Annotated in this window: 24 protein-coding genes; 12 read left to right on the top strand and 12 right to left on the bottom strand. The window is 72.4% G+C overall.

The annotated features are described in order from the left end of the window. Positions 1-12: 12 nt before the first annotated feature. Positions 13-567 (top strand): hypothetical protein, encoded by a 555-nt coding sequence (locus ACWD5O_RS16670; RefSeq protein WP_450085890.1) that lies wholly within the window; start codon positions 13-15, stop codon positions 565-567. Between the two features lie 4 nt (positions 568-571). On the opposite strand, the gene ACWD5O_RS16665 is transcribed toward ACWD5O_RS16670, so the two are convergent. The 7 genes from ACWD5O_RS16665 to ACWD5O_RS16635 form a co-directional block, all read right to left on the bottom strand. Further along, positions 572-1,171 carry a hypothetical protein gene (locus tag ACWD5O_RS16665; RefSeq protein ID WP_354963424.1) on the bottom strand — a complete coding sequence of 200 codons (600 nt, stop codon included), beginning with the start codon at positions 1,169-1,171 and terminating at the stop codon, positions 572-574. Between the two features lie 13 nt (positions 1,172-1,184). Next, on the bottom strand, positions 1,185-2,354 hold the full coding sequence (locus ACWD5O_RS16660) for a M23 family metallopeptidase (RefSeq protein ID WP_450085849.1): 1,170 nt from the start codon (positions 2,352-2,354) through the stop codon (positions 1,185-1,187). Then, positions 2,351-2,908, bottom strand: a complete 558-nt coding sequence (locus tag ACWD5O_RS16655) for a hypothetical protein (RefSeq protein WP_450085848.1) — start codon at positions 2,906-2,908, stop codon at positions 2,351-2,353. The genes ACWD5O_RS16660 and ACWD5O_RS16655 overlap by 4 nt, the downstream gene beginning before the upstream one ends. Next, complete coding sequence (locus tag ACWD5O_RS16650) at positions 2,905-4,833, bottom strand: MFS transporter (protein ID WP_450085889.1); 1,929 nt, start codon at positions 4,831-4,833, stop codon at positions 2,905-2,907. Before ACWD5O_RS16650 ends, ACWD5O_RS16655 begins: the two co-directional genes overlap by 4 nt. A gap of 187 nt (positions 4,834-5,020) precedes the next feature. Continuing rightward, complete coding sequence (locus ACWD5O_RS16645) at positions 5,021-8,401, bottom strand: ATP-binding protein (protein WP_450085847.1); 3,381 nt, start codon at positions 8,399-8,401, stop codon at positions 5,021-5,023. Positions 8,402-8,615: 214 nt separating this feature from the next. After that, positions 8,616-8,978 carry a hypothetical protein gene (locus ACWD5O_RS16640; RefSeq protein ID WP_007466101.1) on the bottom strand — a complete coding sequence of 121 codons (363 nt, stop codon included), beginning with the start codon at positions 8,976-8,978 and terminating at the stop codon, positions 8,616-8,618. A 12-nt stretch (positions 8,979-8,990) separates the two neighbouring features. Beyond that, entirely contained in the window at positions 8,991-9,305 is a 315-nt protein-coding gene (locus ACWD5O_RS16635; RefSeq protein ID WP_030327982.1) for a hypothetical protein, read from the bottom strand. Between the two features lie 356 nt (positions 9,306-9,661). Between ACWD5O_RS16635 and folP the strand changes: the two genes are divergently transcribed. From folP to ACWD5O_RS16600, 7 genes are all read left to right on the top strand, one after another. Beyond that, positions 9,662-10,537 carry a dihydropteroate synthase gene (folP, locus tag ACWD5O_RS16630; protein WP_450085846.1) on the top strand — a complete coding sequence of 292 codons (876 nt, stop codon included), beginning with the start codon at positions 9,662-9,664 and terminating at the stop codon, positions 10,535-10,537. Next, on the top strand, positions 10,534-10,899 hold the full coding sequence (gene folB, locus ACWD5O_RS16625; RefSeq protein WP_450085845.1) for a dihydroneopterin aldolase: 366 nt from the start codon (positions 10,534-10,536) through the stop codon (positions 10,897-10,899). Before folP ends, folB begins: the two co-directional genes overlap by 4 nt. Continuing rightward, a complete protein-coding gene (gene folK, locus ACWD5O_RS16620) occupies positions 10,896-11,423 on the top strand; it encodes a 2-amino-4-hydroxy-6-hydroxymethyldihydropteridine diphosphokinase (RefSeq protein ID WP_450085844.1) in 528 nt (175 codons plus the stop codon). The genes folB and folK overlap by 4 nt, the downstream gene beginning before the upstream one ends. 19 nt (positions 11,424-11,442) lie before the next feature. Further along, the gene (locus ACWD5O_RS16615) at positions 11,443-11,982 is read left to right on the top strand and encodes a DUF3180 domain-containing protein (protein ID WP_387324218.1); all 540 of its coding nucleotides are present in this window, start codon (positions 11,443-11,445) and stop codon (positions 11,980-11,982) included. A 120-nt stretch (positions 11,983-12,102) separates the two neighbouring features. After that, on the top strand, positions 12,103-13,317 hold the full coding sequence (locus ACWD5O_RS16610) for an ABC transporter permease (protein WP_450085843.1): 1,215 nt from the start codon (positions 12,103-12,105) through the stop codon (positions 13,315-13,317). A 53-nt stretch (positions 13,318-13,370) separates the two neighbouring features. Beyond that, entirely contained in the window at positions 13,371-13,679 is a 309-nt protein-coding gene (locus ACWD5O_RS16605; RefSeq protein WP_089021851.1) for a hypothetical protein, read from the top strand. 125 nt (positions 13,680-13,804) lie between these two features. Beyond that, positions 13,805-14,236, top strand: coding sequence for a hypothetical protein (locus ACWD5O_RS16600; protein ID WP_450085842.1), 432 nt, complete (start codon positions 13,805-13,807; stop codon positions 14,234-14,236). Between the two features lie 23 nt (positions 14,237-14,259). On the opposite strand, the gene ACWD5O_RS16595 is transcribed toward ACWD5O_RS16600, so the two are convergent. After that, positions 14,260-15,264 (bottom strand): ABC transporter ATP-binding protein, encoded by a 1,005-nt coding sequence (locus ACWD5O_RS16595; RefSeq protein WP_387324226.1) that lies wholly within the window; start codon positions 15,262-15,264, stop codon positions 14,260-14,262. A gap of 2 nt (positions 15,265-15,266) precedes the next feature. Between ACWD5O_RS16595 and ACWD5O_RS16590 the strand changes: the two genes are divergently transcribed. The 3 genes from ACWD5O_RS16590 to ACWD5O_RS16580 all read left to right on the top strand — a co-directional run bounded on the left by ACWD5O_RS16590 (position 15,267) and on the right by ACWD5O_RS16580 (position 17,923). Then, positions 15,267-15,953: an ABC transporter permease gene (locus ACWD5O_RS16590; protein ID WP_354963435.1), complete on the top strand. Its 687-nt coding sequence runs from the start codon at positions 15,267-15,269 to the stop codon at positions 15,951-15,953. Between the two features lie 32 nt (positions 15,954-15,985). After that, positions 15,986-16,687, top strand: coding sequence for an ABC transporter permease (locus tag ACWD5O_RS16585; RefSeq protein ID WP_450085888.1), 702 nt, complete (start codon positions 15,986-15,988; stop codon positions 16,685-16,687). A gap of 231 nt (positions 16,688-16,918) precedes the next feature. Next, positions 16,919-17,923 carry a glycine betaine ABC transporter substrate-binding protein gene (locus ACWD5O_RS16580; protein ID WP_450085841.1) on the top strand — a complete coding sequence of 335 codons (1,005 nt, stop codon included), beginning with the start codon at positions 16,919-16,921 and terminating at the stop codon, positions 17,921-17,923. A 59-nt stretch (positions 17,924-17,982) separates the two neighbouring features. Here ACWD5O_RS16580 and ACWD5O_RS16575 read toward each other — a convergent pair whose 3' ends face one another. Beyond that, positions 17,983-18,342 (bottom strand): hypothetical protein, encoded by a 360-nt coding sequence (locus ACWD5O_RS16575; protein ID WP_450085840.1) that lies wholly within the window; start codon positions 18,340-18,342, stop codon positions 17,983-17,985. A gap of 156 nt (positions 18,343-18,498) precedes the next feature. Between ACWD5O_RS16575 and ACWD5O_RS16570 the strand changes: the two genes are divergently transcribed. Beyond that, positions 18,499-20,211, top strand: coding sequence for a hypothetical protein (locus ACWD5O_RS16570; RefSeq protein ID WP_450085839.1), 1,713 nt, complete (start codon positions 18,499-18,501; stop codon positions 20,209-20,211). Between the two features lie 4 nt (positions 20,212-20,215). On the opposite strand, the gene ACWD5O_RS16565 is transcribed toward ACWD5O_RS16570, so the two are convergent. From ACWD5O_RS16565 to ACWD5O_RS16555, 3 genes are all read right to left on the bottom strand, one after another. Then, complete coding sequence (locus tag ACWD5O_RS16565; RefSeq protein ID WP_387324237.1) at positions 20,216-21,403, bottom strand: NADH-quinone oxidoreductase subunit D; 1,188 nt, start codon at positions 21,401-21,403, stop codon at positions 20,216-20,218. Beyond that, positions 21,400-22,698 (bottom strand): SAM-dependent methyltransferase, encoded by a 1,299-nt coding sequence (locus ACWD5O_RS16560; RefSeq protein WP_450085838.1) that lies wholly within the window; start codon positions 22,696-22,698, stop codon positions 21,400-21,402. Before ACWD5O_RS16560 ends, ACWD5O_RS16565 begins: the two co-directional genes overlap by 4 nt. A 133-nt stretch (positions 22,699-22,831) precedes the next feature. Further along, entirely contained in the window at positions 22,832-23,743 is a 912-nt protein-coding gene (locus tag ACWD5O_RS16555; protein WP_450085837.1) for an SDR family oxidoreductase, read from the bottom strand. Positions 23,744-23,860 lie beyond the last annotated feature (117 nt).

The following is a 23,860-nucleotide window of genomic DNA, read 5'->3' as shown; positions in this document are numbered from 1 at the left end:
GGGGTGGAATCAGTGCAGCCCCCCGCCGGTTCCCAGGTCTCCCGCGTACCGGCCCAGCGGACGCCGTCCGAGCAGCTGCCGCCCGCCCCGGCCCCGCCAGCGCCGCAGCCGCCACGCCGCCGGGTACGCACCGTGCTCACCGTGGTCGCCGGGGTGCTCGCCCTGCTCTTCCTGGGCGCTGCGGTCACCGCGTATGTGCTGTACGACCGCGCCTCCACCCCGGACCGCAGCGCGCCCGACGTTGTGGTGGTCAACTATCTTCAAGCGGCACTCGTGTCCCGCGATCCCAACCGAGCGAAGCTTTTCACCTGCGACGGAGCGGTTCCCTCCCTGGAAGAGTTCGGCGCGCAGATGGTCCGGCGAGAGCAGGAGTTGAACGTCTCGTTCTCGATCAACATCGAGAACGTTGCTGTCTCGAAGGTCGGTCCTACTGATGCGTCGGTTACTGCTGTTATCCGTCGTAGCGCATCGATCGATGGTGTTCAGCAAAGCCTGGCGGATACGTGGCGCTTTGACGTGCAGGACAGAGAGGGATGGCGCGTGTGCGCCGGTGCCAGAGTCAGCTAGGTTGTCATTCGATCCACAGCAGATGGACGGGAACCTCCAGAGTTGTGGGGGACTGGCCTCGCCAGGCCCAGCGGTACCACTCCACCTCGGGCGTGATCCGGACGCAGATGTCTCCCTCGGCACCCGAGTAGGTTTCGGTCACCGCCCGCAGGTCCCGGTGCTCCAGGCCGCCTTCGATGTGCACCACGCGGCGCCCGGTGACGGCATCCGCCTCGAAGACCGGCGTGGGGGGCCGATGGGCCGGGCCGTCCAGTGAGACCAGGCGGATCCCGCTGGCCCGGGTGTCGGCCGGCTCGGGCCGGTCGCCGACCGTCTCCACCCAGACCCGATCGACCGGCACCAGCGGCGCGAACACCTCGACCTGGTCGGCTTCGGCCCGGTACCACTCGTGCTCGGGGATCACTGGCACATAGGTCCGGGCGCCCTGTACCACCCGGTCGTCCGCCCGCAGGTCGCCCCGCCAGCCCAGCCCCGGCAGCCCGACCAGCACCCGTCGCCCGCGCAGCTCCACGCGCTCGGTGGCCGGCACGATCGCCAGTGGTCGGGGTGGCCGGGGCGCCCAGTCGGGCTGGTCGGCGAACGGGTCCGGCAGGGGTCCGGTCATGCCCGTGGTGGCCTCACTCCGCGCTACGCAGCGGGGCGCCCCGCTCGCGCATGAACGGTATCGGATCGATGGCGCCGCGGCTGGTGCGGTCGTTGCGCAGGTGCACCTCGAAGTGCAGGTGCGGGCCGGACGAGTTGCCGCTGCTGCCGACCTGCCCGATCACCTCACCGGCCGGCACGATCTGATCGGGCGACACCCGGGGGCGGACCACCATGTGGCAGTAACGGGTGATGTATCCCCCGGCGTGCAGCAGGTCGACGAACCAGCCGCAGCCGCCCTTGCCAGGGTGCCCGTCCACGTCGCAGTCCTTTCGGCCACGGTCGTCCGGGTCGCATCGGGCGACCAGGACCCGGCCGGCGGCGGCGGCGCGGATCTCGGTGCCCTTGGCCGCCCCGATGTCGACCCCGTTGTGGCTGGGTCGGCTGCTGGTGCGGAAGCCGGAGCCGACCTCGCCCGGGATCGGAGCGGTCCAGCCGGAGGCGGCGATCTGGCCGCGCTCGGCCGCGTTGCACACCGCCTTGCCGTTGATCTCGATCGTGCGCGCCGCGCCGCCGGCCAGCGCGTCGACGATCCGGCTGGCCGGCTCCTCGTGCTTGGCGTAGGCGTCCGGGTAGGCGCTGATCTGGACCTGCTGCGCCACCACCGTCAGCGGCCGGCGCTGCCAGCTCCGCACCTCGACCAGCTTCTCGTAGAACTTGCGGGCCGTGTACGCGGGGGTCATCCGCTCGGTGACGCTGCCCCACCCCGGCCGCTGCTGGAACAGTCCCAGCGAGTCATGGTCGGCGCCGACGCCCTCATGCGGTAGTGCCAGTGACGCGGGAACGCCACTGTTCGCCAGGTTGCGCAGTGCGGATTCCTGCATCGCGGTAGCCAGGGCGATCACCCAGCCCCGTGACGGCACCCCCAGGTCCTGGCCGACCTTGATGATTATGGCGGCGTTGCGGATCTGCGCATCGCCGTACTCGGTGAACCGCGGCAGCTCGCCGGCGATGTCCACCGGACGAATTGGGCCGCAGCCCCAGCCGGCGAGGGCGTCCCCGTTCTCCGCGTCGCCGCCGAGCCCACTGAGGAAGAACGCCGCGGTCCCCCCGGTGCAGCAGAGCAGGAGCAGCACGCCGGTGAGCATTGTGGCGATCACACCGACCCGCACCGGTCGACGGAGGGCGCGGCTGCCGGCGTTCATTGCCGCTCCCAATCCACCACGTCGACCAGCCAGCCGCCATCTGCGGCGAGCAACTCCAGCCGGAGCCGGCCGGTGTCGAGGGGCAGCACCACCTCGACGAACGTCTCTGTGCGCGACCGCACCGCCGGTGGGCCGGTCACCACCTCGGCCGGGACCCCGCCGGGATCGACGCCGACCAGCTTCTCGGTCAGCGCCGCTGTGGACAGCGGGCGCAGGCCGGCCTGCCACTGTTCGGCAGTCATGCCGGGGCGGCCGAGCCAGGCCGTGGTGAACCGGTCGGCGGTCTGTTCGGGCGTGCGGTCGCCCGGTCGGGTCACCGGTGACGGTGGAGCTTCGGTGGAGATCGCGCCATCGTCGCCGGCTGTCGGGTCCACGGTGGTGATCGGCCGGTCCGGCCGGCTGCTCAACCCGTCCGCCGGGTCGGCCGGATCGGAGACCAGCCGGGCCGCCCCGAGCACCCCGAAGACGAGCACCGCGATCATCAGCGCCACCCCCAGCCGGGACCGCAGAGCCCGCGTGAACAGGAACTCCATTGCGCGTCGCATCGCCATCACCGCGCCTCTGAGCGCACCCGTGGTCCGGTGCGGTCCGGCGCACGCTCTGCGGAGCCCGGTCGGTAGACCACGAACGACGGATTCTCCGCTGGCACGTCCGGCTCGGTCCAGGTCGCCGGCTGCCGGCGACGGGGTTGGGGCGCCACCGGTCGGCCCCGGCCGCCGGTCGCCTCCTTCGGCACGTCGTCCGCGCGTTCCTGACCATCCGGGCGCTCGGCGCCGGGACGCCGGCCGTCGACCTGGGCGGTCGGCGCCAGGACCGGGTCTTCCCGCCGCGCTTCCGGGCGCAGCGTGGTCTGCTCCGCCACGGGTGAGCGACGGCGGCCGCCCACCGGCTCCGCCGTGCCGCCCGGCTCTGCCACGTCCAGCCGCGCCGCGGTCCGCATGTCCCGGAAGAACCGGCGGTGCCAGGACCCGGCCGAACTGACCGCCTCGCTGCTGTCCTTGCCGCCGAGCTGGGTGATCCGCCGGTAGGGCCGCAGCAGCAGCCAACCGACCACCCCGCAGAGCCAGACCAGTACCACCTGGAGCCAGCCGGGCAGGGTTGGTGTGCTCATGATCAGGTCAACCGCGAACAGGTAGATCGCTGCCCCGGTACCGAAGATGGCGATATTGAAGACCGCGGCCACCACGGCGTTCGCGAGCCGCCGCAGCCCAGCGCTGGCTGGTCGGAGCAGACCGACGGTGCCCAGGATCGGCGCCGCGATCACTGCCCACCGGAAGATGAGGAAGCCCAGCAGGACCAGCAGCGACGCGGTCAGATCGAACATGGCGAACAGCACCGACGCCAGCACCGCGATGAAGCCGGCACCCACCCGGTCCATGTCGCGGACACCCTGGAGGTACTCGTACGCCTCCGGGTCCTCGTCCTGTATTTGTTGGGCCACTCGCGCCCACTGCTGCTGCTTGGCCTTGATCGTCGCCTTCCGAGTGTCCGGATTAGCGCGCATGGACCGAGCCTCGCCCCAGGTTAGGGACCGTGCGTCATAAAGGGCGGGGCCGTACTTACGTGCGGTCTCACTATCCGCAGAACCCAACACACCACGGAGCCAGTTTCGGTACAGCATCGTCTCGGTAGCGGTGTCGCTGGCCCGTACGGCAGGCGTGCGAAGGTCCTTGCAGCGAGTGGGGTCGATGCATCGTCCGGGCGCCGGCTCCTTCGCTTGCGGGCCCACAGCGTCGTGTACCACCCCGAGGCCGGTGACAAGTGCGCCGTCGGCGACGTTCGCCGACTTAACCGGCCAGGCGGCAAGCGCGGTGACCGCGACCATCACCAGCAGCGCCCAGCCCGCCGTGGTCATGGCGTTGCTCATGTCCGCTTGGCGGGACCGCCAGAGCAAATAAAGCCCCACCACGCAGAGCGTGACGATGCCGAAGACGCTGAACACCTTCTCGTAGACGGCCTTAGTCGCCTTATCTACGAGCGGATCAGCCCAGCCCCACATCGATCCTGGATTCCAGGCGCGCTCCCTGAGCGCGTTTGATGCGCCGATGATTGCCGTTGCGGCCATGAATTCACCATTGGCAATCGTGGTGGTGAACTTGTAGTCGGGATGCAGCACGCTCGACGCACAGCCACCGCCGATGTCGTAGGTGGTGTAGCTGTATCCCGCGTAGCCGTAGAGGCTGTAGCGGCCGGCGACTCCGTTCGCCGCCTCTGCCGGTGGCGCTGCGGCGAACCAGCCGGCGAGGCCGGAGTCGGGGGTGCCGGGGGTCGGTGCGTTTCGGCAGGTGACCTCGTCCTCGCTGACCTCCTTGAGTTTCGCCACGCAGGCCCGGAAGTCGGCCTGCCACTCCGGTGTCGTGCAGAGGTCGGCGCGTGCCTGGGAGGCGGGCGGGGCGGCGGTGGCTGCCTCCGCGCCGATCAGCGGCCAGGTGAGGGAGGCCCCGGCCAGTACACCGAGGGCGAGCAGGAACGCAGCGATCCGTGCCCGGGTCCTGGGGCCCCGGTCAAGGTCCCTGGTCGGCCTGCGGCGGGGCCAAGCGACGACCGGCTGCGTTGGAGGTCCGTCCGGATGCAACGCCGGTGTCCGGCCGAACCTCCGCCTTGCCGGACGTCGTCTGGGCTCCGCCTCGGCTCGACCGAGGACCTCGACGCGGCCCCTAGCCATGTCACGCCTCCAGATCCGGCAGGGGGATGCTCGGGAGTACTCCGGCCGCTGCGGCGATCGCGGCGGGCGTCGTGTCGAGGTGGTCCAGCAGCCCTTCGACGTACGAGACGTCGACGCGAACCTTCTGCACCCGCCCGTCGACGTCGCGCATCACGAACTCGCGGAAGCCGAGGCGGTTGGCCGAGCTGGTGTCGGCGGCGGAGAGCGACGCCAGGGTGGCCTCGTACCCGTCGTTGACAGGCACCCGGAGCAGTCGCAGCGCTTCGGAGGCGATCTCGGCGTCTTCGGCGATCCGGCCGACGAAGACGGTGGAGACGAGGTTCTGCACGTCGAGGCCGAGGATGTCGCGCGGGTTCTGAGAGGCGACGAGTGCGGCAAGGTTCCACTTGCGGGAGTCCCGGGCGAGCCGGACGAGGAACGACCGCCCGGACCGCCAGCCCTCCATGAAGTGCGCCTCGTCCAGGCCGACGAGCTTGCGCGACGACATGGATCCGCCGTAGCAGCGGCGGACGGCGAGCCGGTGCGCGGTGTGCAGCATCGGCAGGGCGAGTGCCTCCTCGGCGGACCAGTACTCCCGTTCGATCTTGAGGTCGGGCAGCCGCAGCCCGGCCATGGTGATCACCGTGAGAGCCGCGTCGGCGCCGAGCAGCCCCTCCGGCGGTCGGCCGAAGAAGAGCATGGCCAGTGGCATCTCGGCGGTGTCGAGCAGGAGGTTGGCCAGTTCCTTCCCGGCATCGTCGTCGAGTTGCCCGAGGCAGCTCACCACGTCGTCCAGGGTGGAGGTCTCCTCGGCGGGAACCTGACGGACCGCGTGCCGGAACAGGGTGGCGGTGGACGCCTCGCGGGCCACCTGCGGCGGCACCAGCATCATGCAGATGTCCTGGACCAGCATCCGGCGCTCGGCCCGGGCGTTGGAGACCGCGATCTCGAACTCACGGTCGCCGGAGGCGCCAACGCCGAACTCACTGCGCAGCGGCGTCGGGATCAGCGAGTAGGGCGCCAGGGTGCCTTGCTCGGAGCCGGTCAGGTTCAGCACCCGGGAGTACGGCCGCAGCTCCGGCATGGCGCAGAGCCGGGCCAGCGGCCCGGACGGGTCGAGCAGGGTCACCTGGACCCCTCGCCGTGCGGCCAGGTAGCCCAGCGCGCCGAGCAGGGTCGACTTGCCACCGCCCGGCTCCGCCACGAAGACCGCGAGCCCGGAGCGTTCCCGGACCTCCATGGGGAAGTGCAGGTCGAGGAAGACCGGGCGGCGGCACGTGCCGGCGGTCCGGCCGATCAGGTCGCCCCGCCGGTCGCCCACGTTGGAGGCGGCCTGGGGGAGCGCGGCGGCGAGCAGCGGGACCGGCATCCGACGGACGTAGCCGGTGTTGGCGATCGGCTCGCCGGGGATGAACTCGCGGGCCAGCCAGTCCTGGTTCTTCGGGTGCTGGAGCGAGATGCGCAGCTCCCGGGAGTAGAGCTGGATGAGCCGGCGGGCCCGTTCCAGGCACTCCTCCCGGGTCCGGCCGCCGACCGCGATCCGGTGCCAGCCGTGAGCGCGGGCCGAGTCGACCGGCAGCCCGGTGGTCATCTCGTCGCCGATCACCAGCGCGCGCTTGGCCAGCCGCTCCAACTCGGGCGGCGCGTCGATGCCGTGTTCGGCGTAGTCGAGCTGCTGCGAGCGGATCATCCGCAGCCGGTGTTCGAGATTGCGGAACGAGTCGCCGGAGCCGAGGATGTCGACCCGGGTGGAGATCTCCATCGGCCAGGGCAGGCGCTCGTGGAAGTGCAGCCACGGCTCGTGCCGTTCCGGGATCTCCAGCGGCTCCATCCGGCCGACGGCGAGCACGGCGACGTGCCGTTCCTCGCCGGTCATGCGGTTGACCAGCTTCACGGTCGAGCCGTACGGGGTGCGGTAGCGCTCGACCTGCTCGGTCAGGGCGAGCAGGTCACCCCGCTCCCAGCGACCGTTGGTCACCGGGGAGAGCGTGTCCGGAGGCGCCATGCACAGCGCCACCGAGCGGTAGAGCAACCATTCCAGCTCCTGGGCGGTGACCCGCCGACCGCGCATGCCGAACGCGCCGAGCACCTCGTCGAACTGCTCCACGGTGCGGCCCAGCTTGCGGCGTTCCCCCTCGGCGGTGCCCCGCCCGAAGGTGCGCAGCAACCGCTCGGTGAGCGAGTCACCGAGCGACCGGCGGGCGAAGGTGACCCCCAGGTAGGTCTGCCCCTCGGCGTGGTTGACCGCCATCAGGTGCCGCTGGGCGGCGACCAGGTGGTCGGCCCAGCCGGTGGTGCCGGGCACGTCGGGCAGCGGCGCCGGGGTGTGCGCGTCGATGGTGCGGGCCCACTCGTCGGCGGGGAACGGCCGGGTGGTGCGGCGCAGGTGCAGCCGGAAGCCGGCCAGGCCGGCGTACTGCTCGGAGATCGCCGAGAGCAACGCCTCGCGTTCGGCGTCGGGCCGGAAGGCCCAGCGCACCTCGGGCAGCCAGTACCAGGCGGTGACCGTGTTCGGGGTGAAGGTCAGGTGGCCGGCGATCTCGGTGATGGCCAGTTCGACTGACGGGTCCCGGTCCCCAAATTTGATCTTCGGGGCGCGGACGCGGACCGGCCGGGTCGGCCGGTCCAGTCGGCTCACGGCCTTTTGCCGGGGCGCGGCTATTTCCCGCCCGGTCGGCTCCGCGCCGCCCGGTCCCGGTCGCGCCGCGCCGCGGCGTGGCGCGCGTTCCAGGGCCGGCCGGTCCGTCGGGGCGGCGCTGGACGGCCCGGCCGGCGGTGCCGTCGGGCGGCCGACCGGCGCGGCGCTGTGCGGTCGGGTCGTCGCGTCGGTGGTCGACGACGTGGGCGCACCCCCGGCGGTCGCGTCGGCCTCGTCCGATGGCCGGAGCATCGGAAGCCGGTCGCCGGCCTGGTGTGGCACCCGGGACTCGCCCGCGGGACTGCCGCCGCGGCGGCGCGGCTCGACCGGCCGCCCGCTGCTGGTGGGCGCGTCGTCGGGGGCCCAGGGCGGTTCCAGGTCGGGTGCCCGGTCCGGCACCCGGTGGGCCGGTCGGGACGGCTCGGCGGCGGGCGGCTGCTGCTGCGGGATCGCCGGCTGTTCCCGGGGCGCCGGGGCGGCATGCGTCGCGCCCGGCCGGGACGCGCCGAAGAGATCCAGGAACGGGGAGTCGATGTCGGCGTTCTCGCCGGCCGACACCGCGCTCGGCTCGGCGGGCGGCGTCCGGCGGGGCACTGGACGGGGGGCCTGGAAGACCCCGACCGCACCGTGGCCGGGCGACGTCACCAGCGCGGGATCGAGCGCCACCTCGTCCTCGGATTCGGTGTAGTCGAATGACTGCGCACCGTGACCTGCCGGCGCGGCCGGACGGCCGGCCGGGGAACCCGGCGTGGAAGAGCGACTCATGCGACCGCCTTAGAGACTTTCGGGAGACCCCGCAGCGGCTGCGGCGTGCCCAGCCGACGACCGGCGGCGTTGGGGATTGGTCCGGATACAACACCGGTATCCGGACCAATCCCCGCCTTGCCGGATCGCCGCCTGGACTCCGCCTCGCTCGCCCCGAGGTCTACCGACAGCCTCTTACCCGCGTCGTGCGACGGACCGATCGGCGTACGCCCGGTCATGCCAGCTCCTCCCGGATCCTGATCCGGCTGCCGACCAGGCGCGGGTCGCGCTGCTCGATCGCCGGCTCCCGGGTGCGTCGCCAGTCGGTCAGCGCGGTGCGGATGACCACCCGCGCCGGCCGGTCCGGGTCGACGTGCCGGAAGATGAACGACGTGGTCACGATGGCGAGCGCGATCTCCCAGGCCGGGAAGAGCTCGACCGTCAGCGTGAACAGCCAGTGGATGAACATGTAGAGGGGGACGAGCAGCATGAAGAGCCCGTACTGGGCGTACGGCAGGTGGACCGGAAGGGTGTAGCCGGGCGGCCCGAGGTAGACCAGGCGGGCCCGGTAGATGTCGTCGTCGGTGCGCAGCCGCATCTGGGAACGCGCCTATTCGAAGATCAGGTCGATCAGGTAATCGCCGACGAAGAAGAGTGTGGCCGCGCCGGCGATGAACGCCAGCCCGACGATCGCGATCGCGGAGCTGGTCAGCACCTTGGAGATCTCGCCCCGGCTGGCCCGCCCGATGAAGATGACGCCCAGCACGGCGAGCAGGATCGGCGCGATCTTGCTGGCGAAGAAGGTGACCACACTGTTGGTGTCGATCCCCTTCGGTGCCGGCTCGGCGAGCGGAGCGGACGCCAGGGTGGAGAGCGCGTGGGCGACGCCGGACGACGCCGTCTCCATGAGCTCGAAGGCGATCACTGGAACCTCCCCATATCGCGGCCGGCGGTGCCGCGGCGGTGCAGTAGGCAAGCCTGGCGGGAAATGTGCTCACAGGGCGCAGCGTTCTCGACCCTGCGTTCGTTACTCACCACAGAGAGTGGCGAGCTTTGGGCGGTTTTTCCCCGCTTCGGGCCTCCCTCCAGGCTTCGCCATCTCGATGCTGGCCAATTCCAAAGCGTACGGGCCGCCCCGGATTGCGACAAGCCGCGAAGGGACTGCCCGTTACTGCCCGGACGACCGATCGTACACCTGTTCCAATGCGCACGTCAGGGATGGTGACTCGGGGGTGGACCCGGGTCGGCCGGGCCGACCTCCACGACCGGTACCGTCTAGTCGTGACCGATCTGGTGCGGGCCCCGGGCCCGGTGGTGATGGGCGTCCTCAACGTCACGCCGGACTCCTTCTCCGACGGCGGACGGTACGCCGACCTGGGCGCGGCCGTCGGACACGGCGTCCGTCTGCGTGCTGCGGGGGCGCACCTGGTCGACGTCGGCGGTGAGTCGACCCGCCCGGGTGCCGAAAGGATCGACGCGGTGACCGAGGCCGAGCGGGTGCTGCCGGTCATCCGCGAGCTGACCGCCGCCGGGGTGCCGGTCAGCATCGACACCAGCCGCGCCCGGGTGGCCGAGGCGGCCCTGGGCGCTGGCGCGGTCGTCGTCAACGACGTCTCCGGCGGGCTGGCCGACCCGGACATGGCCCGGGTGGTCCGCGACGCCGGCTGTCCCTGGGTGCTGATGCACTGGCGTGGCCACTCACGGGAGATGCGTGAGCTGGCCAGCTACACCGACGTGGTGGCGGACGTCCGGGCCGAGCTGGCCCAGCGGATCGACGCGGCGCTGGCAGCCGGAGTGGCCGCCGACCGCATCGTCGTCGACCCCGGCCTCGGCTTCGCCAAGACGGCGGCGCACAACTGGGAGCTCAGCGCCCGCCTGCCGGAGCTGCTCGACCTCGGATACCCGCTGCTCTTCGGCGCCAGCCGCAAGTCCTACCTCGGCCGGTTGCTCGCCGCCCCGGACGGGACGCCGCGACCCACCGCGCAGCGGGAGGCGGCCACCGTCGCCACCAGCGTGCTCGCGGTCGCGACGGGTGCCTGGGGGGTACGCGTGCACGACGTCCAGGCCACCGCCGACGCGCTCGCCGTCTGGGTCGCCACCGGCAGGCCGCGTGTGGCCCCCGCCCATGCCGGTCACGAGCGAGAGGGAAAGCGATGACCGACCGGATCGAGCTGACCGGCCTGCGGGCCCGGGGCCGGCACGGGGTGTACGACTTCGAACGGGTCCAGGGACAGGATTTCGTCGTCGACGCCGTACTGGAGATGGACCTCGCCCCGGCCGCCGCCACCGACGATGTCAACTTCACCGTCCACTACGGCGAGCTGGCCGAACGCCTGGTCGCGGTGGTGACCGGCGAGCCGGTCAACCTGATCGAGACCCTCGCCGACCGGCTGCTCGCGGTCTGCCTGGCCGACGAGCGGGTCGCCAGCGCCACCGTCACCGTGCACAAGCCGGAGGCGCCGGTGCCGCACACCTTCACCGACGTGGCCGTCACCATGAGCCGGGCGCGTGCCCGGTGACCCGGGCCGTGCTCTCGCTCGGCAGCAACCTGGGCGACCGGCTGGGCCACCTGCGTACGGCCGTCGCCACGCTCGGGGACAGCGTGCTGGTGCTCTCCGGCGTGTACGAGACTCCACCGTGGGGTGACGCCGATCAGCCCGCGTACCTCAACGCGGCGCTGCTGGCCCAGGACGACGCCGCGACCCCACGCGACTGGCTGGAGCGGGCGCGGGCCGCGGAGCGCGCGGCCGGCCGGGTCCGTGACCCGCAGCGGCGGTTCGGGCCGCGCACCCTCGACGTGGACGTGATCGCGGTCTGGGGCGACGACGACGAGCCGGTGCTCAGTGACGACCCCGAGCTGACCCTGCCGCACCCCCGGGCGCACCTGCGCGCCTTCGTGCTGCGACCGTGGATCGACATCCAGCCGTACGGGCAGCTGCCCGGTCACGGCTGGCTGACCGACCTGCTCACCGCTGGTCCGGTCGCCGACGACGCGCTGGATCTGCGCCCCCGACCGGAACTGGCGTTAGAGTCGACGGCATGACCGAGCGGAGCCGGCCGGCATGACGCAGGCGAAGTCCCCACCACCGGGCGGGCCGGGCCCGGACCGGTCGCGGATGGGCCCCACCCGGATCTCCAGCCTGGTCGTGGCCGCCCTGGCCGCGGCGGCGGTGGCCTGGCTGCTGATCAGCACCCTCTACTACAGCGGCATTCCCCGGCTGCCCTGGCTGCCGGTGGTGACGCTGGCCGCGCTCGCGGTGCTCGAGGCGTACGCCGCCGTCAACACCCGGGGCCGCATCGAACGTAAGCCCGGCCGTGATCCGGTCAACCCGCTGATGGTCGCCCGGTTCGTGGTGCTGGCCAAGGCGTCGGCGCTGGCCGCGGCCATTTTCGCCGGCTTCTACGCCGGGCTGACCGGCTGGCTCTTCGTCGAGACCACGCGGGCCGCCACGGAGGATCGGCCGGCCGCCGGGGGTGGTCTGCTCGCCTCGCTGGCGCTGGTGGGCGCCGCGCTCTGGCTTGAGCGTTCCTGCCGGGTGCCGGAGCGCCCGGACGACGAGCGTGAGCCCGACCAGCGGGAGAGCCGCCCCGGCCAGCGCTGACCAGGGGGTTACGCCCGGCTCCGGGCGCGGGTACGGTGCCTGCGATCGGAGAGCAACGGCCGCCCCGGTCCGTCCGCGTGTACCGGACCGGGGACGGCCGGCCACTGGGGAGGCGGCGTCATGGGGTACGAAGAAGCGGGCCGGGAAGGGTCGGTAGAGCCCTCGTCCGGGGTGCCCGCCGCCGTTCTGGAGAACGTCTTCGACGACCCCAGCCAAGGTGAGCCCGGTCGGGACCGGGTCGGCGTGCACCTGGGGTGGGAGGTCCTGCTGCTGGCCGGTGTCGCCACTCTGGGCTGGCTGCTCTGGCGGGCCGACTCGGACGTGCTGCGTGGCGACAGCCTGCGCACCCTGCTGGTCGGCCTGGTCGGGCTCGGGCTGCTCACCCTCGCGGCCGGGCTGAGCCTGCGTACCGCCGCTCCGAACCTGGCCGTCGGGCCGGTCGCGGTCGCCGCCGCGCTGCACTACGCGGAGCAGGGTGACCAGGGTCTGGTGGCGTCGGTCGGTCCGGCGGTCGGGGTCGCCGCGCTGGCCGGGCTGGCTCTGGCGCTGGCGGTGGTGGTGCTGCACGTGCCGGGCTGGGCGGCCAGTCTCGCCGGCGCCGCCGGGGTGGTGGTGTACATCGAACGCCGGTCGGCGCCCGTGCTGGTGCAGGGCGACTACGACCCCGGGCGGAGCGCCGGCTACCTCTTCGCCGGTTTCGCCGCGGTGGCGGTTCTCGGCGGGCTGTTCGGCGCCATCCGGGCGATTCGCCGGCTGGTCGGCCGGTACCGGCCGGTCACCGATCCGGCCCGTCGCCGGGGAGTGATGGCTGCCGTGGTCACCGCGTTCGCGCTGGTCGGCTCCACCGTGCTTGCCGCCCTCGCCGGCGTGCTGCTCGCCGCCAACGGCCCCGGGCCGGTCACACCCGATCCCGGGCTGGACTGGACCGTGCTGGCGATCGGGGTGGCCCTGCTCGGCGGCACCAGCGCGTACGGCCGTCGGGGTGGCCTGTTCGGCACTCTGCTGGCGGTGGGCCTGGTCACGGTCTTTCAGGCGTACGCGCTGGCGCGCGGCTGGACGTTCGACCACTGGACGGTCGGCGGCGTCGCGCTCGGCGTCGGACTGCTGGTCACCCGCCTGGTCGAGACGTTCGGGCGGCCCCGGACGGGCAGCACCGACACGCCCGAGCCGGTCGGCGACGGCACGATCAGCACGGGCTGGACGATGCCGCGGTCGCAGCCGGTCGACACCTGGCCTCCCACCCTGCCGACGCCGGCCGCGCCGCAACCGGTCGACCCGTGGCGGGATCCGCGCTGGGAGGACAGCCCGCGCCGGTGGGACGACGGCGAGCGGTGAGCCGTGTCGCGTCCGCTGAGCCGGAGCTGATCTCGACCGTTAGGCTCGGCGGCATGACCGACACACCTGCCGCCACCCCCGGCGGATCCTCGTTCGAGGAGCTCGACGCGCTGTCTACCGAGGAGCTGCGGGAGCGGGCGTTCGCCCGGGCCCGGGAGCACCGTGACGTGGGTTTCTACTGGTCGGTGCTGCGGCACCTGCCGAACGCAGACGAGGCGACGGTGCTGGACGGCGCGCCGAATTCGATCGGCCCGACCATCGACGAGGCGAATGCTCTGTGGCGGGAGCTGACCGGCCACGGTTACGAGGAGTCGGCACCGCTGCTGCGGGCCGCCTTCATCGACTACCTGTTGAAGCACTGAGCCGGCCGGGGCGGCCCAGGTCCACCCGGTCGGTCGGCTCGGGGTCTGGGCGGATCATCGCGCGGTTCACCCGCACCGGCCCGGCCAGCCGGTACGGGACGGCCGCCGGTACCGGCGCGCTCGCCGTGCTGCTGCTGGTCGGGATCTGCGGCAGCCCGGCGTACACCGGATGGGTCGGCACGCAGACCGACCCGGCGTCGGCCGGCGCTTACTACCTGCGTCTGCTCGCCTGGCCCGCCTGGCGGCTGGACGCGGACGGGCAGCCCGGCGGGTTGTTCGCCGCCGACCTGCGGGCCGTCCTGCTGGTGGTCCTCGCGGTGGCTCTGCTCTACCTGCTGCCCGCCGCCCAGGTGGCCCGGGTGCCGGGCCCGGTGAGCCAGTTCTTCTCCGGCTGGGCCGCGTACGTGCTGGCCGGTGGGCTCGCCGCCGTGCTGGCGGCGCCGTTCGGCCCGGACCCGTCGCTGCTCGGCGCGTTGCAGGGCGCCAGCAGCGGCGCCGGCTACGGCTTCCTCTGCGGTTGGATCATCGGCGCCGCCAGCCTCGGCGGCCGGGCCTGACCCGACCGGTCGAGCCGGGCGGGTCAGCCCGTCACGCGACCGAGGTCGAGCAGGCGCTGCCGGCTGAGCGCGCCCACGGGTCGGCCGCCGTCGGTCACCACGAGCCGGTCCCGTCCGGACGTGAGCAGCACCGCCAGCGCGTCGTACGCGGAGCCGTCCAGCGGCACGGTGGGCAGGTCCGCCTCGGCGTCGCCGGGCACCGGCTCCAGCGCGTCCCGGTCGAGCTGGGTGACCGCGAGCCGGCGGATGCCCCGGTCGGCCCCGACGAACTCGCGCACGAACGGGGTGGCGGGCGCGCCGAGCAGGGCGGCCGGCGTGTCGTACTGCTCCAGGTGCCCGCCCTGGGAGAGCACCGCGATCCGGTCGCCGAGCCGGACCGCCTCGTCGAGGTCGTGGGTGACCAGCAGGATCGTCTTGCGGACCTCGGCCTGGAGTCGAAGGAACTCCTCCTGGAGACGGGCCCGGACGATCGGGTCGACGGCCGAGAACGGCTCGTCCATCAGGAGCACCACGGGGTCGGCGGCGAGCGCACGGGCCACCCCGACCCGCTGCCGCTGCCCACCCGACAGTTCGTGCGGGTAGCGGCGGCCGAACTGGGCCGGGTCCAAGCCGACCAGGTCGAGCAGCTCGTCGACCCGGACCCGGGTCTGGTCACGGGACCAGCCGAGCAGCCCGGGCACGGTGGCCACGTTCGCCCGGACCGTCTGGTGTGGAAACAGCCCGACGTTCTGGATCACGTAGCCGATCCGGCGGCGCAGCCGCACCGGGTCGACGTCGGTGACGTCCTCGTCACCGAGCAGGATCCGCCCGGCGGTGGGCTCGATCAGCCGATTGACCATGCGGAGCACCGTCGACTTGCCGCAGCCGGACGGGCCGATCAGCACCACCAGCTCGCCGGCCCTGACCTCCAGGGTGAGGTCCCGGACGGCCTCGGTGCCGTTCGGGTAGCGCTTCTGGATGCCCTGAAGGGAGATCGACGCCGCGCGAGGGGAGTCGGTCCCGCCGGCAGCCTCCGGGGTAACGTCCACGTATGTCCTTCCGCCTGAGCTACCTGGCTGACCCGGGTAACCCCTGGTTCTCCTGGCAGTACGTGCGGGACAACTCTGACACGATCGTCGCGGCGGTGGGTGAACACGCCTCCCTCACCGGGCGCGCGGTGCTGATCGCGGTGCTGATCGCCCTGCCGTTGTCCGTGCTCGCGTACTGGTTCCGCCCGCTGGCCGGGCCCATCCTCGGCGTCACGGGCGTGATCTACACCATTCCGTCGCTGGCTCTGTTCGCGTTCATCGCGCCCTACCTGGGCACCGGCGCCACCACCGTGCTGGTCGGCCTGGTCCTGTACGCATTGCTGCTGATCGTCCGCAACGTGGTGGCGGGGCTCAACCAGGTGCCGCCCGAGGTCCGCGAGGCCGCCGAGGGCATGGGCTACGGCCGGTGGGGCCGGCTGTTCCGGATCGACCTGCCGCTGGCGATCCCGGGCATCATGACCGGGCTGCGGCTGGCCACCGTGTCGACGGTCGCGCTGGTCACCGTGGGGGTGCTGGTCGGGCACGGCGGGCTCGGGCAGCTGATCTTCGCGGGTTTTCAGAACAACCTCTACAAGGCCGAGATCATGACCGGCACGGTGCTCAGCGTGGCGCTCGCGGTGCTCCTGGACCTGCTGCTGGTCCTCATCGGCCGGCTGGTCACCCCCTGGTCCGCCCGGGGCGTGCGGTGAGTGTCGCGGCGAGCCCGGTGCGCCAGGCGGTGATGTGGCTCAACGACCCGCTGAACTGGACCAATCCCGGCGGCATCCTGGACCGGCTCGGTGAGCATCTGGAGATCTCCGCCGCGGCGGTGGCGCTCGGCTGCCTGGTCGCCTGGCCGCTCGGACTCTGGCTGGGGCACACCGGGCGGGGTGGTGGCCTGGTGGTGCTGGTGTCCAACGCCACGCTGGCCATCCCGACCCTCGCGCTGCTGACCATCCTGCCGTTGACGTTCCTCGGCTTCGGCCGTACGCCGGTGGTGGTGGCGCTGGCCGTCTTCGCCGTTCCGCCGCTGCTGGCCAACGCGTACACCGGCGTACGCCAGGCAGACGTGGAGGCACTCGACGCGGCCCGCGGGATGGGCCTGTCCGGCGGGCAGGTGCTGCGCCGGGTGGAGCTGCCGCTCGCGGTCCCCTACCTGGCCGCCGGGTTCCGGACGGCCGCAGTGCAGGTGATCGCCACCGCCGCGCTGGCCTCGTTCGTCAACGGCGGCGGCCTTGGGGAGATCATCCGTACCGGTTTCGGCCTGAGTATCGCGGCCGGCGGGGGTCAGATCCTGGCCGGCGGTGTGCTCGTGGCCGGGCTCGCGTTGCTGGCCGAGCTGGTCCTGGGCGGTGTCGAACGGCTGGTCACCCCCCGTCCGCTACGGCGCGACCGGCAACGCGCGGGACGACCCCGCCCCGCCGACGCCACCGGCCGCGCCTGACCTGACCTGACCCCGTTTTGTCCGTGGGACGACCCGTTCGGGTGATCGGTCGACGAGCCGGCGACCGGCAGCGAGTTGTCGGTGACGATGCGGTGACGAACTCCACCTCAGGTTGTCGGTCGGTCCCGGAGGATGTTGGGTGGACATTCGCGGGCGGCCGACAGTCAGGATCGCCCGTCGGACACGCGGCCGGCCCGGGACGGGTCGCGCCGGGACACGGAAGGCGGGCACATGCGCGCACGTACACGTCTGGCGATCGGCGCGGTCGGCGCCGTCGCCGCGGCAGGGCTTCTGACCGGGTGCGGTGACGCCGGTTCGTCCGGCACTGACGCGCCCAAGCAGGGCGCCTCCGGGGCCGGGTGCGCCCCGGTCGCCGGGCAGCAGCTCATCGCACTGCAGGACGACAAGAAACTCCAGAACTCCGACAACGTCATTCCGGCGGTCAACAGCAAGGCGGCCAACCCGCAGTTGATCGCCGCGCTGGACAAGGTCTCCGCCGTGCTCGACACGCCGAAGCTGATCCAGCTCAACAAGGCCGTCAACGACGACCGTAAGACCCCAAAGGTGGCGGCCGAGGAGTTCGCTTCCGCCAACAACGTCACCGCGGGTGTAGCCAAGGGTCCGGGTGGCGAGATCGTGGTGGGAGCCGGCAACTTCGCCGAGAGCCAGACCCTGGGCGAGCTGTACCGGATCGCGCTCACCGCCGCCGGCTACCAGGTCAAGGTTCAGCAGATCGGCAACCGGGAGCTCTACGAGCCGGCGCTGGAGAAGGGCGAGGTGCAGGTCGTCCCGGAGTACGCGGCGACCATGGCGGAGTTCCTCAACACCAAGGCCAACGGCCAGAACGCCCAGCCGGTCTCCTCGCCCGACATCAACAACACGGTGACCGCGCTGAAGGCCGAAGGCGACAAGGTGGGCATCACCTTCGGCGCCCCGGCCGCCGCACAGGACCAGAACGCCTTCGCGGTCACGCAGGCCTTCGCCGACAAGTACGGCGTGCGGACCCTGTCCGAGCTGGCCGCGAAGTGCTCGGGCAACGCGACCGTGCTGGGTGGTCCGCCGGAGTGCCAGCAGCGTCCGTTCTGCAAGCCGGGCCTGGAGAACACGTACGGGCTGTCGGTGGGCTCGTTCTCCTCGCTGGACCAGGGCGGGCCGCTGACCAAGAACGGGCTGCGCACCGGCACCATCAGCGTGGGCCTGATCTTCTCGTCGGACGGCGCGTTCGCCACCAGCTGAGCCGCCTCCTGAGGCGTTGACGACGCCCCCGACCTCACCGGGTCGGGGGCGTCGTCAGGTCAGTACGCCCGCGCCCAGCCGGTGCACGCCTCACCAGAGCACACCCGGTACTGCAGCGCGTACGACGAACCGGAGGTGTTCTTCTGGCCGCACCCCGTGGCGGAGCCGTTGGGGTCCCGGACGTTGTCGGTGTAACCGGTGTTGAGCCGGACTTCGGTCACCGCGCCGATACCGTTGGCCCGGTCGTCGCAGGCGTACAGCGTGTAGCCGCTGTTGATGACACCCCCGTGGGCGAATTTGATGTCGCCCATCTTGAGGGTCTGCTCCACCGCCCAGGCCGGCTGGCCGGCCACCAGGACCCCCACCACGGCGGCTGCCGCCACCACGGACACGCGCTTCACCGTTCTCGACGCTCTCATATCCACCTCCATGATTGCCCTGCGCCGATTGAACCACGTGCATGCATCGTCACGGAGTGGGTTATGTAGATGCGGCGATGGATGGCCAGGTCAAGTTCCCCGAGGGGTGTTCAGGTCCGTTCCCCTGAGCGGGGATCATCGGTAGGCTGCACAGCCATGCCAGCCCCGGTCGCCCCCGATGCCCGGCGTCAACCGCCGCTGCTCACCCTGCTCTTCTGGGCCGGGGTGGGCCTCGCTCCGGTGGCGGCGCTGATCCTGCTGGTCGCCGACGGCAACGGCCCGCTGCGCTTCGCGGCGGTGCTCGCCATCCTGGCGGTGGTGCTGATCGGCCTGTCCATCGCGCTGCGGCCCGACGGTGAGGACGCCTCGGCGCGGGCCGATGAGCTGCTGGATGAGATCGAGGAACTCCGTCGGGAGTTGCGCGCCGAGATCGTCGCCGCCGCGCAGCGCGGTAACCAGGCGATCGACCAGGCACAGCGGGCCCAGGAGGGTGTCGTCGCCGTCCGCCGCCGCCTCGACGCCAGCGGCGCTGCGCTCGCCGGCGGCGCCCCCGCCGCCGCCGAACCGGCGGGCGCCGGCCGGGCGCGGGTGCCGGTTGGCGAGCCGGTCGACGATGTCCCGGTCGCCCGCAGCCGCGTGTCGGTGCCCGGCGGCGTCCCGGCGGGCCGGGGTCGGGTGTCGCCCCCGGAGGACGCCGGTGCCCGGTGGGGTCGCCCCGAGCGCGCGGACGATGATGAGGCGGCGTACCACCGGGAGGCCCCCGACGCCGGTGCCGAGCCGCCGGCCGCCGGGCTGTACGGCGCGGAACGACCGGCCGCCGGGTACGGCCCGGAACGGCCGGCCGCCGCCGGGTACGGCTCCGTGCCCCGCCCTCGTGAGCACGACCGCCCCGAGTCGGCGCACCGCCCGGTCGGGGTGGTGCGGCACACCGAGACCGTGCACGTCACCACCCGGCACACCGTGGTGGACGGCGGCCCGGCCGAGCCGGGTGCGCGGTACGGCGGCGGGTACGCCGGGCAGTGGACCCCGCCGGCGCAGGAGTGGCCCCGGGGCGGCGGCGCGGAGGAGCGCTCCCGGGGGGCGCAGCCCGCGACCCGGGGTGAGCCCGGCTGGACGGCCCGCCGCGACGAGCCGGAGTGGACCGATCCGCGCGACGCGTACTCCCAGCCCGACGAGCCCGGCTGGGGGGCCCGGCCGCAGCCCGTCGCGGACCGGTCGCAGCCGGATTCGTGGGCGGGCCCCGACGACCGCGGCTGGTCGGAGCAGCGGGAACCCGACCGGGCGACGGCCGCGGCGCAGCCCGGACCGGCTCTGCGGGCCGACGACACCGGTGAGTACTGGTCGCAGCTGCGGGCCGGTGACCGGTGGGCCGCCGTTCGGGACGACGAGAACGGCCGTGAGTTGCGGGTCGGGGAGCGCCGGGCCGAGGTGCACGCCGACGCAACGGGCGCCGAGTACCGGGTGGCCGACCGCTGGGCCTCCGTCCGGCACGAGGAGCCCCGCCGCCACGAGGAGCCCCGCCGGCACGAGGAGTCCCGCCGGCACGAGGAGTCCCGCCGGCACGAGGACGCGCGCCACTACGACGAGCCGCGCCGGTACGACGAGCGCGAGCCGTACCAGCGGGACGAGCCGGCGCGCCGGCACGACCGCGACGGCGGTTGGCGGGACGAGCCGACGGACCGGCCGGCGCTGCCGGTGGGCGGCGTGCCGGTGCCGGACGAGTGGCGCCCGCCGCGCCAGCGGGGCCACCAGGCGGAGCCCGCGCCGGAGCGGGCCGGCCGACGCCGGGTCGACGAGCGGTACGGCTACCCGCCGCAGGACGACGTGCCGCGCGCCGGGGGCGCCCCGGCCACCGACCGCTGGCGCTGACCGGTCACTTGTCGATGTCGCCGACCACGAAGAACATCGAGCCGAGGATGGCGATCAGGTCCGGCACCAGGCAACCGGGCAGCAGGGTGGACAGTGCCTGCACGTTGGCGTACGACGCGGTGCGCAGCTTCAACCGCCAGGGCGTCTTCTCACCGCGGGACACCAGGTAGTAGCCGTTGATGCCGAGCGGGTTCTCGGTCCAGGCGTAGGTGTGCCCCTCCGGCGCCTTGAGCACCTTCGGCAGGCGGGTGTTGATCGGCCCGGTCAGCCGGTCCACCCGGTCCAGGCACTGCTCGGCGAGGTCCAGCGAGGCGTACACCTGGTCGAGCAGCACCTCGAAACGGGCGTGGCAGTCACCGGCGGTGCGGGTGACCACCGGCACGTCCAGCTGGTCGTAGGCCAGGTAGGGATCGTCACGGCGTAGGTCCAGGTCGAGCCCGGATGCCCGGGCCACCGGCCCGGACGCGCCGAACGCGGCGGCGTCCGCGGCGGAGAGCACGCCCACGCCCACCGTCCGGGCCAGGAAGATCTCGTTGCGCCGGATCAGGTGGTCCAGGTCGGGGAGCCGCCGGCGTACCTCGCCGATCGCCGCGCGGGCCCGGCCGGTCCAGCCGTACGGCACCTCCTCCTTGAGGCCGCCCACCCGGTTGAACATGTAGTGGATCCGCCCGCCGGAGACCTCCTCCATCACCGCCTGGATGGTCTCCCGCTCCCGAAAGGCGTAGAAGACCGGCGTGATCGCGCCGATCTCCAGCGGGTAGGAGCCGAGGAACATCAGGTGGTTGAGCACCCGGTTCAGCTCGGCCAGTGCCATCCGCAGCCAGGTGGCCCGCTCGGGCACCTCCATGCCCATCAGCCGCTCCACCGCGAGCACGACACCCAGCTCGTTGGAGAACGCCGAGAGCCAGTCGTGCCGGTTGGCCAGCACGATGATCTGCCGGTAGTCGCGTACCTCGAAGAGCTTTTCCGCCCCCCGGTGCATGTAGCCGATGATCGGTTCGCAGGCGATCACCCGCTCGCCGTCGAGCACCAGCTTCAGCCGCAGCACGCCGTGGGTGGAGGGGTGCTGCGGGCCGATGTTCAGCACCATGTCGGTGCCGAGCTGTTGATCGCCGGTGCCGGCGACCAGGCCGGCCCCGGTGCCGACGGTCAGTTCACGGAGGTCCCCGGCGTCGGTGGTCATGCCCGTCATCGTGCCACGGCCGGACCGAGCGGGATGCCGACCGGTTGGCGCAGCCACCAGTGCCCGCCGAGGCCGGCCGGGTCGGTCAGCTCGGCCACCGCCGACGCGGCGGCCAGCGCCCGCACGTACCCCGCCGGGTCGGTGCCGGCCAGGCTCAGCGGCGGTCGGCCGCCGTCGGCCCCGAGCGCCCGCAGCGCCTCCCGCTGCGAGACCAGGGAGTACGCACACCGAGCGACCGCTGCACCGGCGGAGGCGACCGAGTCCATGGCCACGTGCGCGGTCACATCACTCGAACCGTCCGGCACCGGAGGCACCTGCCGCCCGGCCCGGTACCCGGTCAACGTCCCGTCGACCGGCCGGCTCTCCCGCAGATGTCCGTAGTCGACCGCGACCGCCAGCCCGCGTTCGATCTTTCGCACCGCATCCGCCCAGGCTTCGTCCCGGGTCCTTCCGATTTCTGAGCGGTGGTCGCTGTGGGGGGTTTCCGGGCAGCCCGGCCGGCTCCGGGCGGTCAGGCTTGATCCCTGCGCCGGCCGGGCTGCCCGGAAACCCGACTCGCTCGCGCTGGTCGCGTCCGTCCTGGTCAAAGCCAGATCTGGGTCGCTGTCCGCACCTGGGGAGGCCGAGGGCCACCAAGTCGTGAGCCAATCAAGATCATCGGGGCTGACCAGTTCGCCAACAGTTTCCGAACCGCTCTCGGGATCGACCAACACATATCGCCAGCCATCTGTCGTGTGCACCGCCACGTCCAGTGGGACGTTGTCCAACCACTCCGTCGCCAGCAGCACCCCGTTGATCGCCGCAGGAATCTCGGACACCCACTCGATTTCCCCGGGTAGGTGTTCGGGACGCGGAGCCAGCTCAACCGCCGTGAACCGCACGCGTTCCGCGAGCGACGGACGAATGGTGACCGCCGACGGCTCGTCCCCAGAGGGACGGACGGCGGCCGTGGGAGTCAGGGTTTCCGGGGAGCCCGCCCGCGGAGGGATCAAGCCTGACCGCCCAGAGCGGGTGGGCTCCCCGGAAACCCCCACCGCGAGCCCGACGGCGCCCTCGAACGCGACAAGCCCATGTAGGGCATGCAACAGCTCGCCCCGCCCAGCGCCCACGTCGACCACGTCCAGCCGCGACGGGTGGCCAAGGGCTGTGTCCACCTCTGCGATCAGGCGTAGCAGTGCGCTGGCGAACGCCGGGGAGGCGTGCACGCTGGTTCGGAAGTGATCGGCCGGCCCGGTGCCGGCGACGAAGAAGCCGTCCGGCCCGTAGAGGGCCTGGCTCATCGCGTCCCGCCACAGCATCGACATCAGCTCAGTCCGGGTTCGGGGTGCGTCACCGTGCCGACCCTACGGTCACCTGGCGGATCGACCCGCGCACCCGGCCGAGTGCCGGACAGGAACTGCCGGTGTCCCGGCAGGAGTCAGGGCCGCCGTTCGCGGCTCATGCCTGGAAGTAGTGCCCTGCGTCCAGGTCGGCGATCAGGCCGGGGTGGGAGGGGGTCCAGTCCAGCTGTTCGCGCGTGATCGCGGACGACGTCGGATTGTCCAGTTGCACGAACGAGCCGAGGAAGCCGAAGTGGTCGTTCGCCTCATCGGCGCTGATGCTTCGGACCGGGATGTCGAGGTTGCGGCCGATGGCAGCGGCGATCTGCTGGAACGGGACTCCCTCGTCGGCGGCTCCGTGCAGGCGCGCACCGGCCGGGGCCCTTTCGAGGGCGAGCCGGTAGAGCTCGGCCGCGTCGAGCGTGTGCACGGCTGGCCACCGGTTGGCGCCCTCGCCGACATATGCGGCGTACCCGTTCTGCCGGGCGGCCGCGATGATGGCGGTGATGAAGCCGTAGTGGTCGAGTGAGCTGTGCACCGTGGGCGCGAGCCGGACGATGGAGGAGCGCACACCGCGGGAGGCAAGGTTGGCTACGAAGTTCTCCGCGTCGATCCGGTAGCCGCCGCTCGGGAAGGTGTCGCGTTCGGTGCCGGGGCGGCCGACGATGCCGCCCATCGCGAGCATAGCCGTTCCGGTCGTGCCGACCAGGGGTTTGCCGGAGCCGTCCAAGCCGTCGGCGAGTGCCTTGAGGGCGTCCAGATCGGCCGCGGCGGCACCGGCCAGGTCACCGTTGATCATGAGGTCGTGGCGGAACGCCAGGTGGATCACCCCGTCGGAGGCGGCCGCCTCTTCCCGAAGCACGTCGAGGTCGGACAGGTCGCCGCGGCGTGCCTGGGCGCCGAGCTTCTCGATCGTGGCGGCGGACGCGTCGGAGCGCGCCAGGCCGACGACGTCGTGTCCGGCGGAGAGCAGTTCCGGCACGACCGCAGAGCCGAGATGGCCGGAGGCACCTGTGACGAATACGCGCATGGTGGTTCCTTCGTGTGAGTACCGATGTCACTTGGCGACATCACCGTAGCTCGCGATGTCACCGCGCGACATCCCTCGGACGAAATAATGTCGCGGTGTGACATCGGATACCATCGC

The organism is Micromonospora sp. NPDC005161, from assembly GCF_053599855.1.
Note: the sequence above shows the minus strand (reverse complement) of the source record. Positions and strands in the feature narration are given on the sequence as shown.

Coding starts and splice junctions, on each gene's coding strand:
- ACWD5O_RS16660 (WP_450085849.1), bottom strand. CDS start 2,354: ATGAACGCCGGCAGCCGCGCCCTCCGTCGACCGGTGCGGGTCGGTGTG.
- ACWD5O_RS16615 (WP_387324218.1), top strand. CDS start 11,443: ATGACGCAGGCGAAGTCCCCACCACCGGGCGGGCCGGGCCCGGACCGG.
- ACWD5O_RS16565 (WP_387324237.1), bottom strand. CDS start 21,403: ATGACGGGCATGACCACCGACGCCGGGGACCTCCGTGAACTGACCGTC.
- ACWD5O_RS16665 (WP_354963424.1), bottom strand. CDS start 1,171: ATGACCGGACCCCTGCCGGACCCGTTCGCCGACCAGCCCGACTGGGCG.
- ACWD5O_RS16610 (WP_450085843.1), top strand. CDS start 12,103: ATGGGGTACGAAGAAGCGGGCCGGGAAGGGTCGGTAGAGCCCTCGTCC.
- ACWD5O_RS16605 (WP_089021851.1), top strand. CDS start 13,371: ATGACCGACACACCTGCCGCCACCCCCGGCGGATCCTCGTTCGAGGAG.
- folB (WP_450085845.1), top strand. CDS start 10,534: ATGACCGACCGGATCGAGCTGACCGGCCTGCGGGCCCGGGGCCGGCAC.
- ACWD5O_RS16575 (WP_450085840.1), bottom strand. CDS start 18,342: ATGAGAGCGTCGAGAACGGTGAAGCGCGTGTCCGTGGTGGCGGCAGCC.
- ACWD5O_RS16580 (WP_450085841.1), top strand. CDS start 16,919: ATGCGCGCACGTACACGTCTGGCGATCGGCGCGGTCGGCGCCGTCGCC.
- ACWD5O_RS16590 (WP_354963435.1), top strand. CDS start 15,267: ATGTCCTTCCGCCTGAGCTACCTGGCTGACCCGGGTAACCCCTGGTTC.
- ACWD5O_RS16640 (WP_007466101.1), bottom strand. CDS start 8,978: ATGCGGCTGCGCACCGACGACGACATCTACCGGGCCCGCCTGGTCTAC.
- ACWD5O_RS16585 (WP_450085888.1), top strand. CDS start 15,986: ATGTGGCTCAACGACCCGCTGAACTGGACCAATCCCGGCGGCATCCTG.
- ACWD5O_RS16560 (WP_450085838.1), bottom strand. CDS start 22,698: ATGTCGATGCTGTGGCGGGACGCGATGAGCCAGGCCCTCTACGGGCCG.
- ACWD5O_RS16570 (WP_450085839.1), top strand. CDS start 18,499: ATGCCAGCCCCGGTCGCCCCCGATGCCCGGCGTCAACCGCCGCTGCTC.
- ACWD5O_RS16555 (WP_450085837.1), bottom strand. CDS start 23,743: ATGCGCGTATTCGTCACAGGTGCCTCCGGCCATCTCGGCTCTGCGGTC.
- ACWD5O_RS16645 (WP_450085847.1), bottom strand. CDS start 8,401: ATGAGTCGCTCTTCCACGCCGGGTTCCCCGGCCGGCCGTCCGGCCGCG.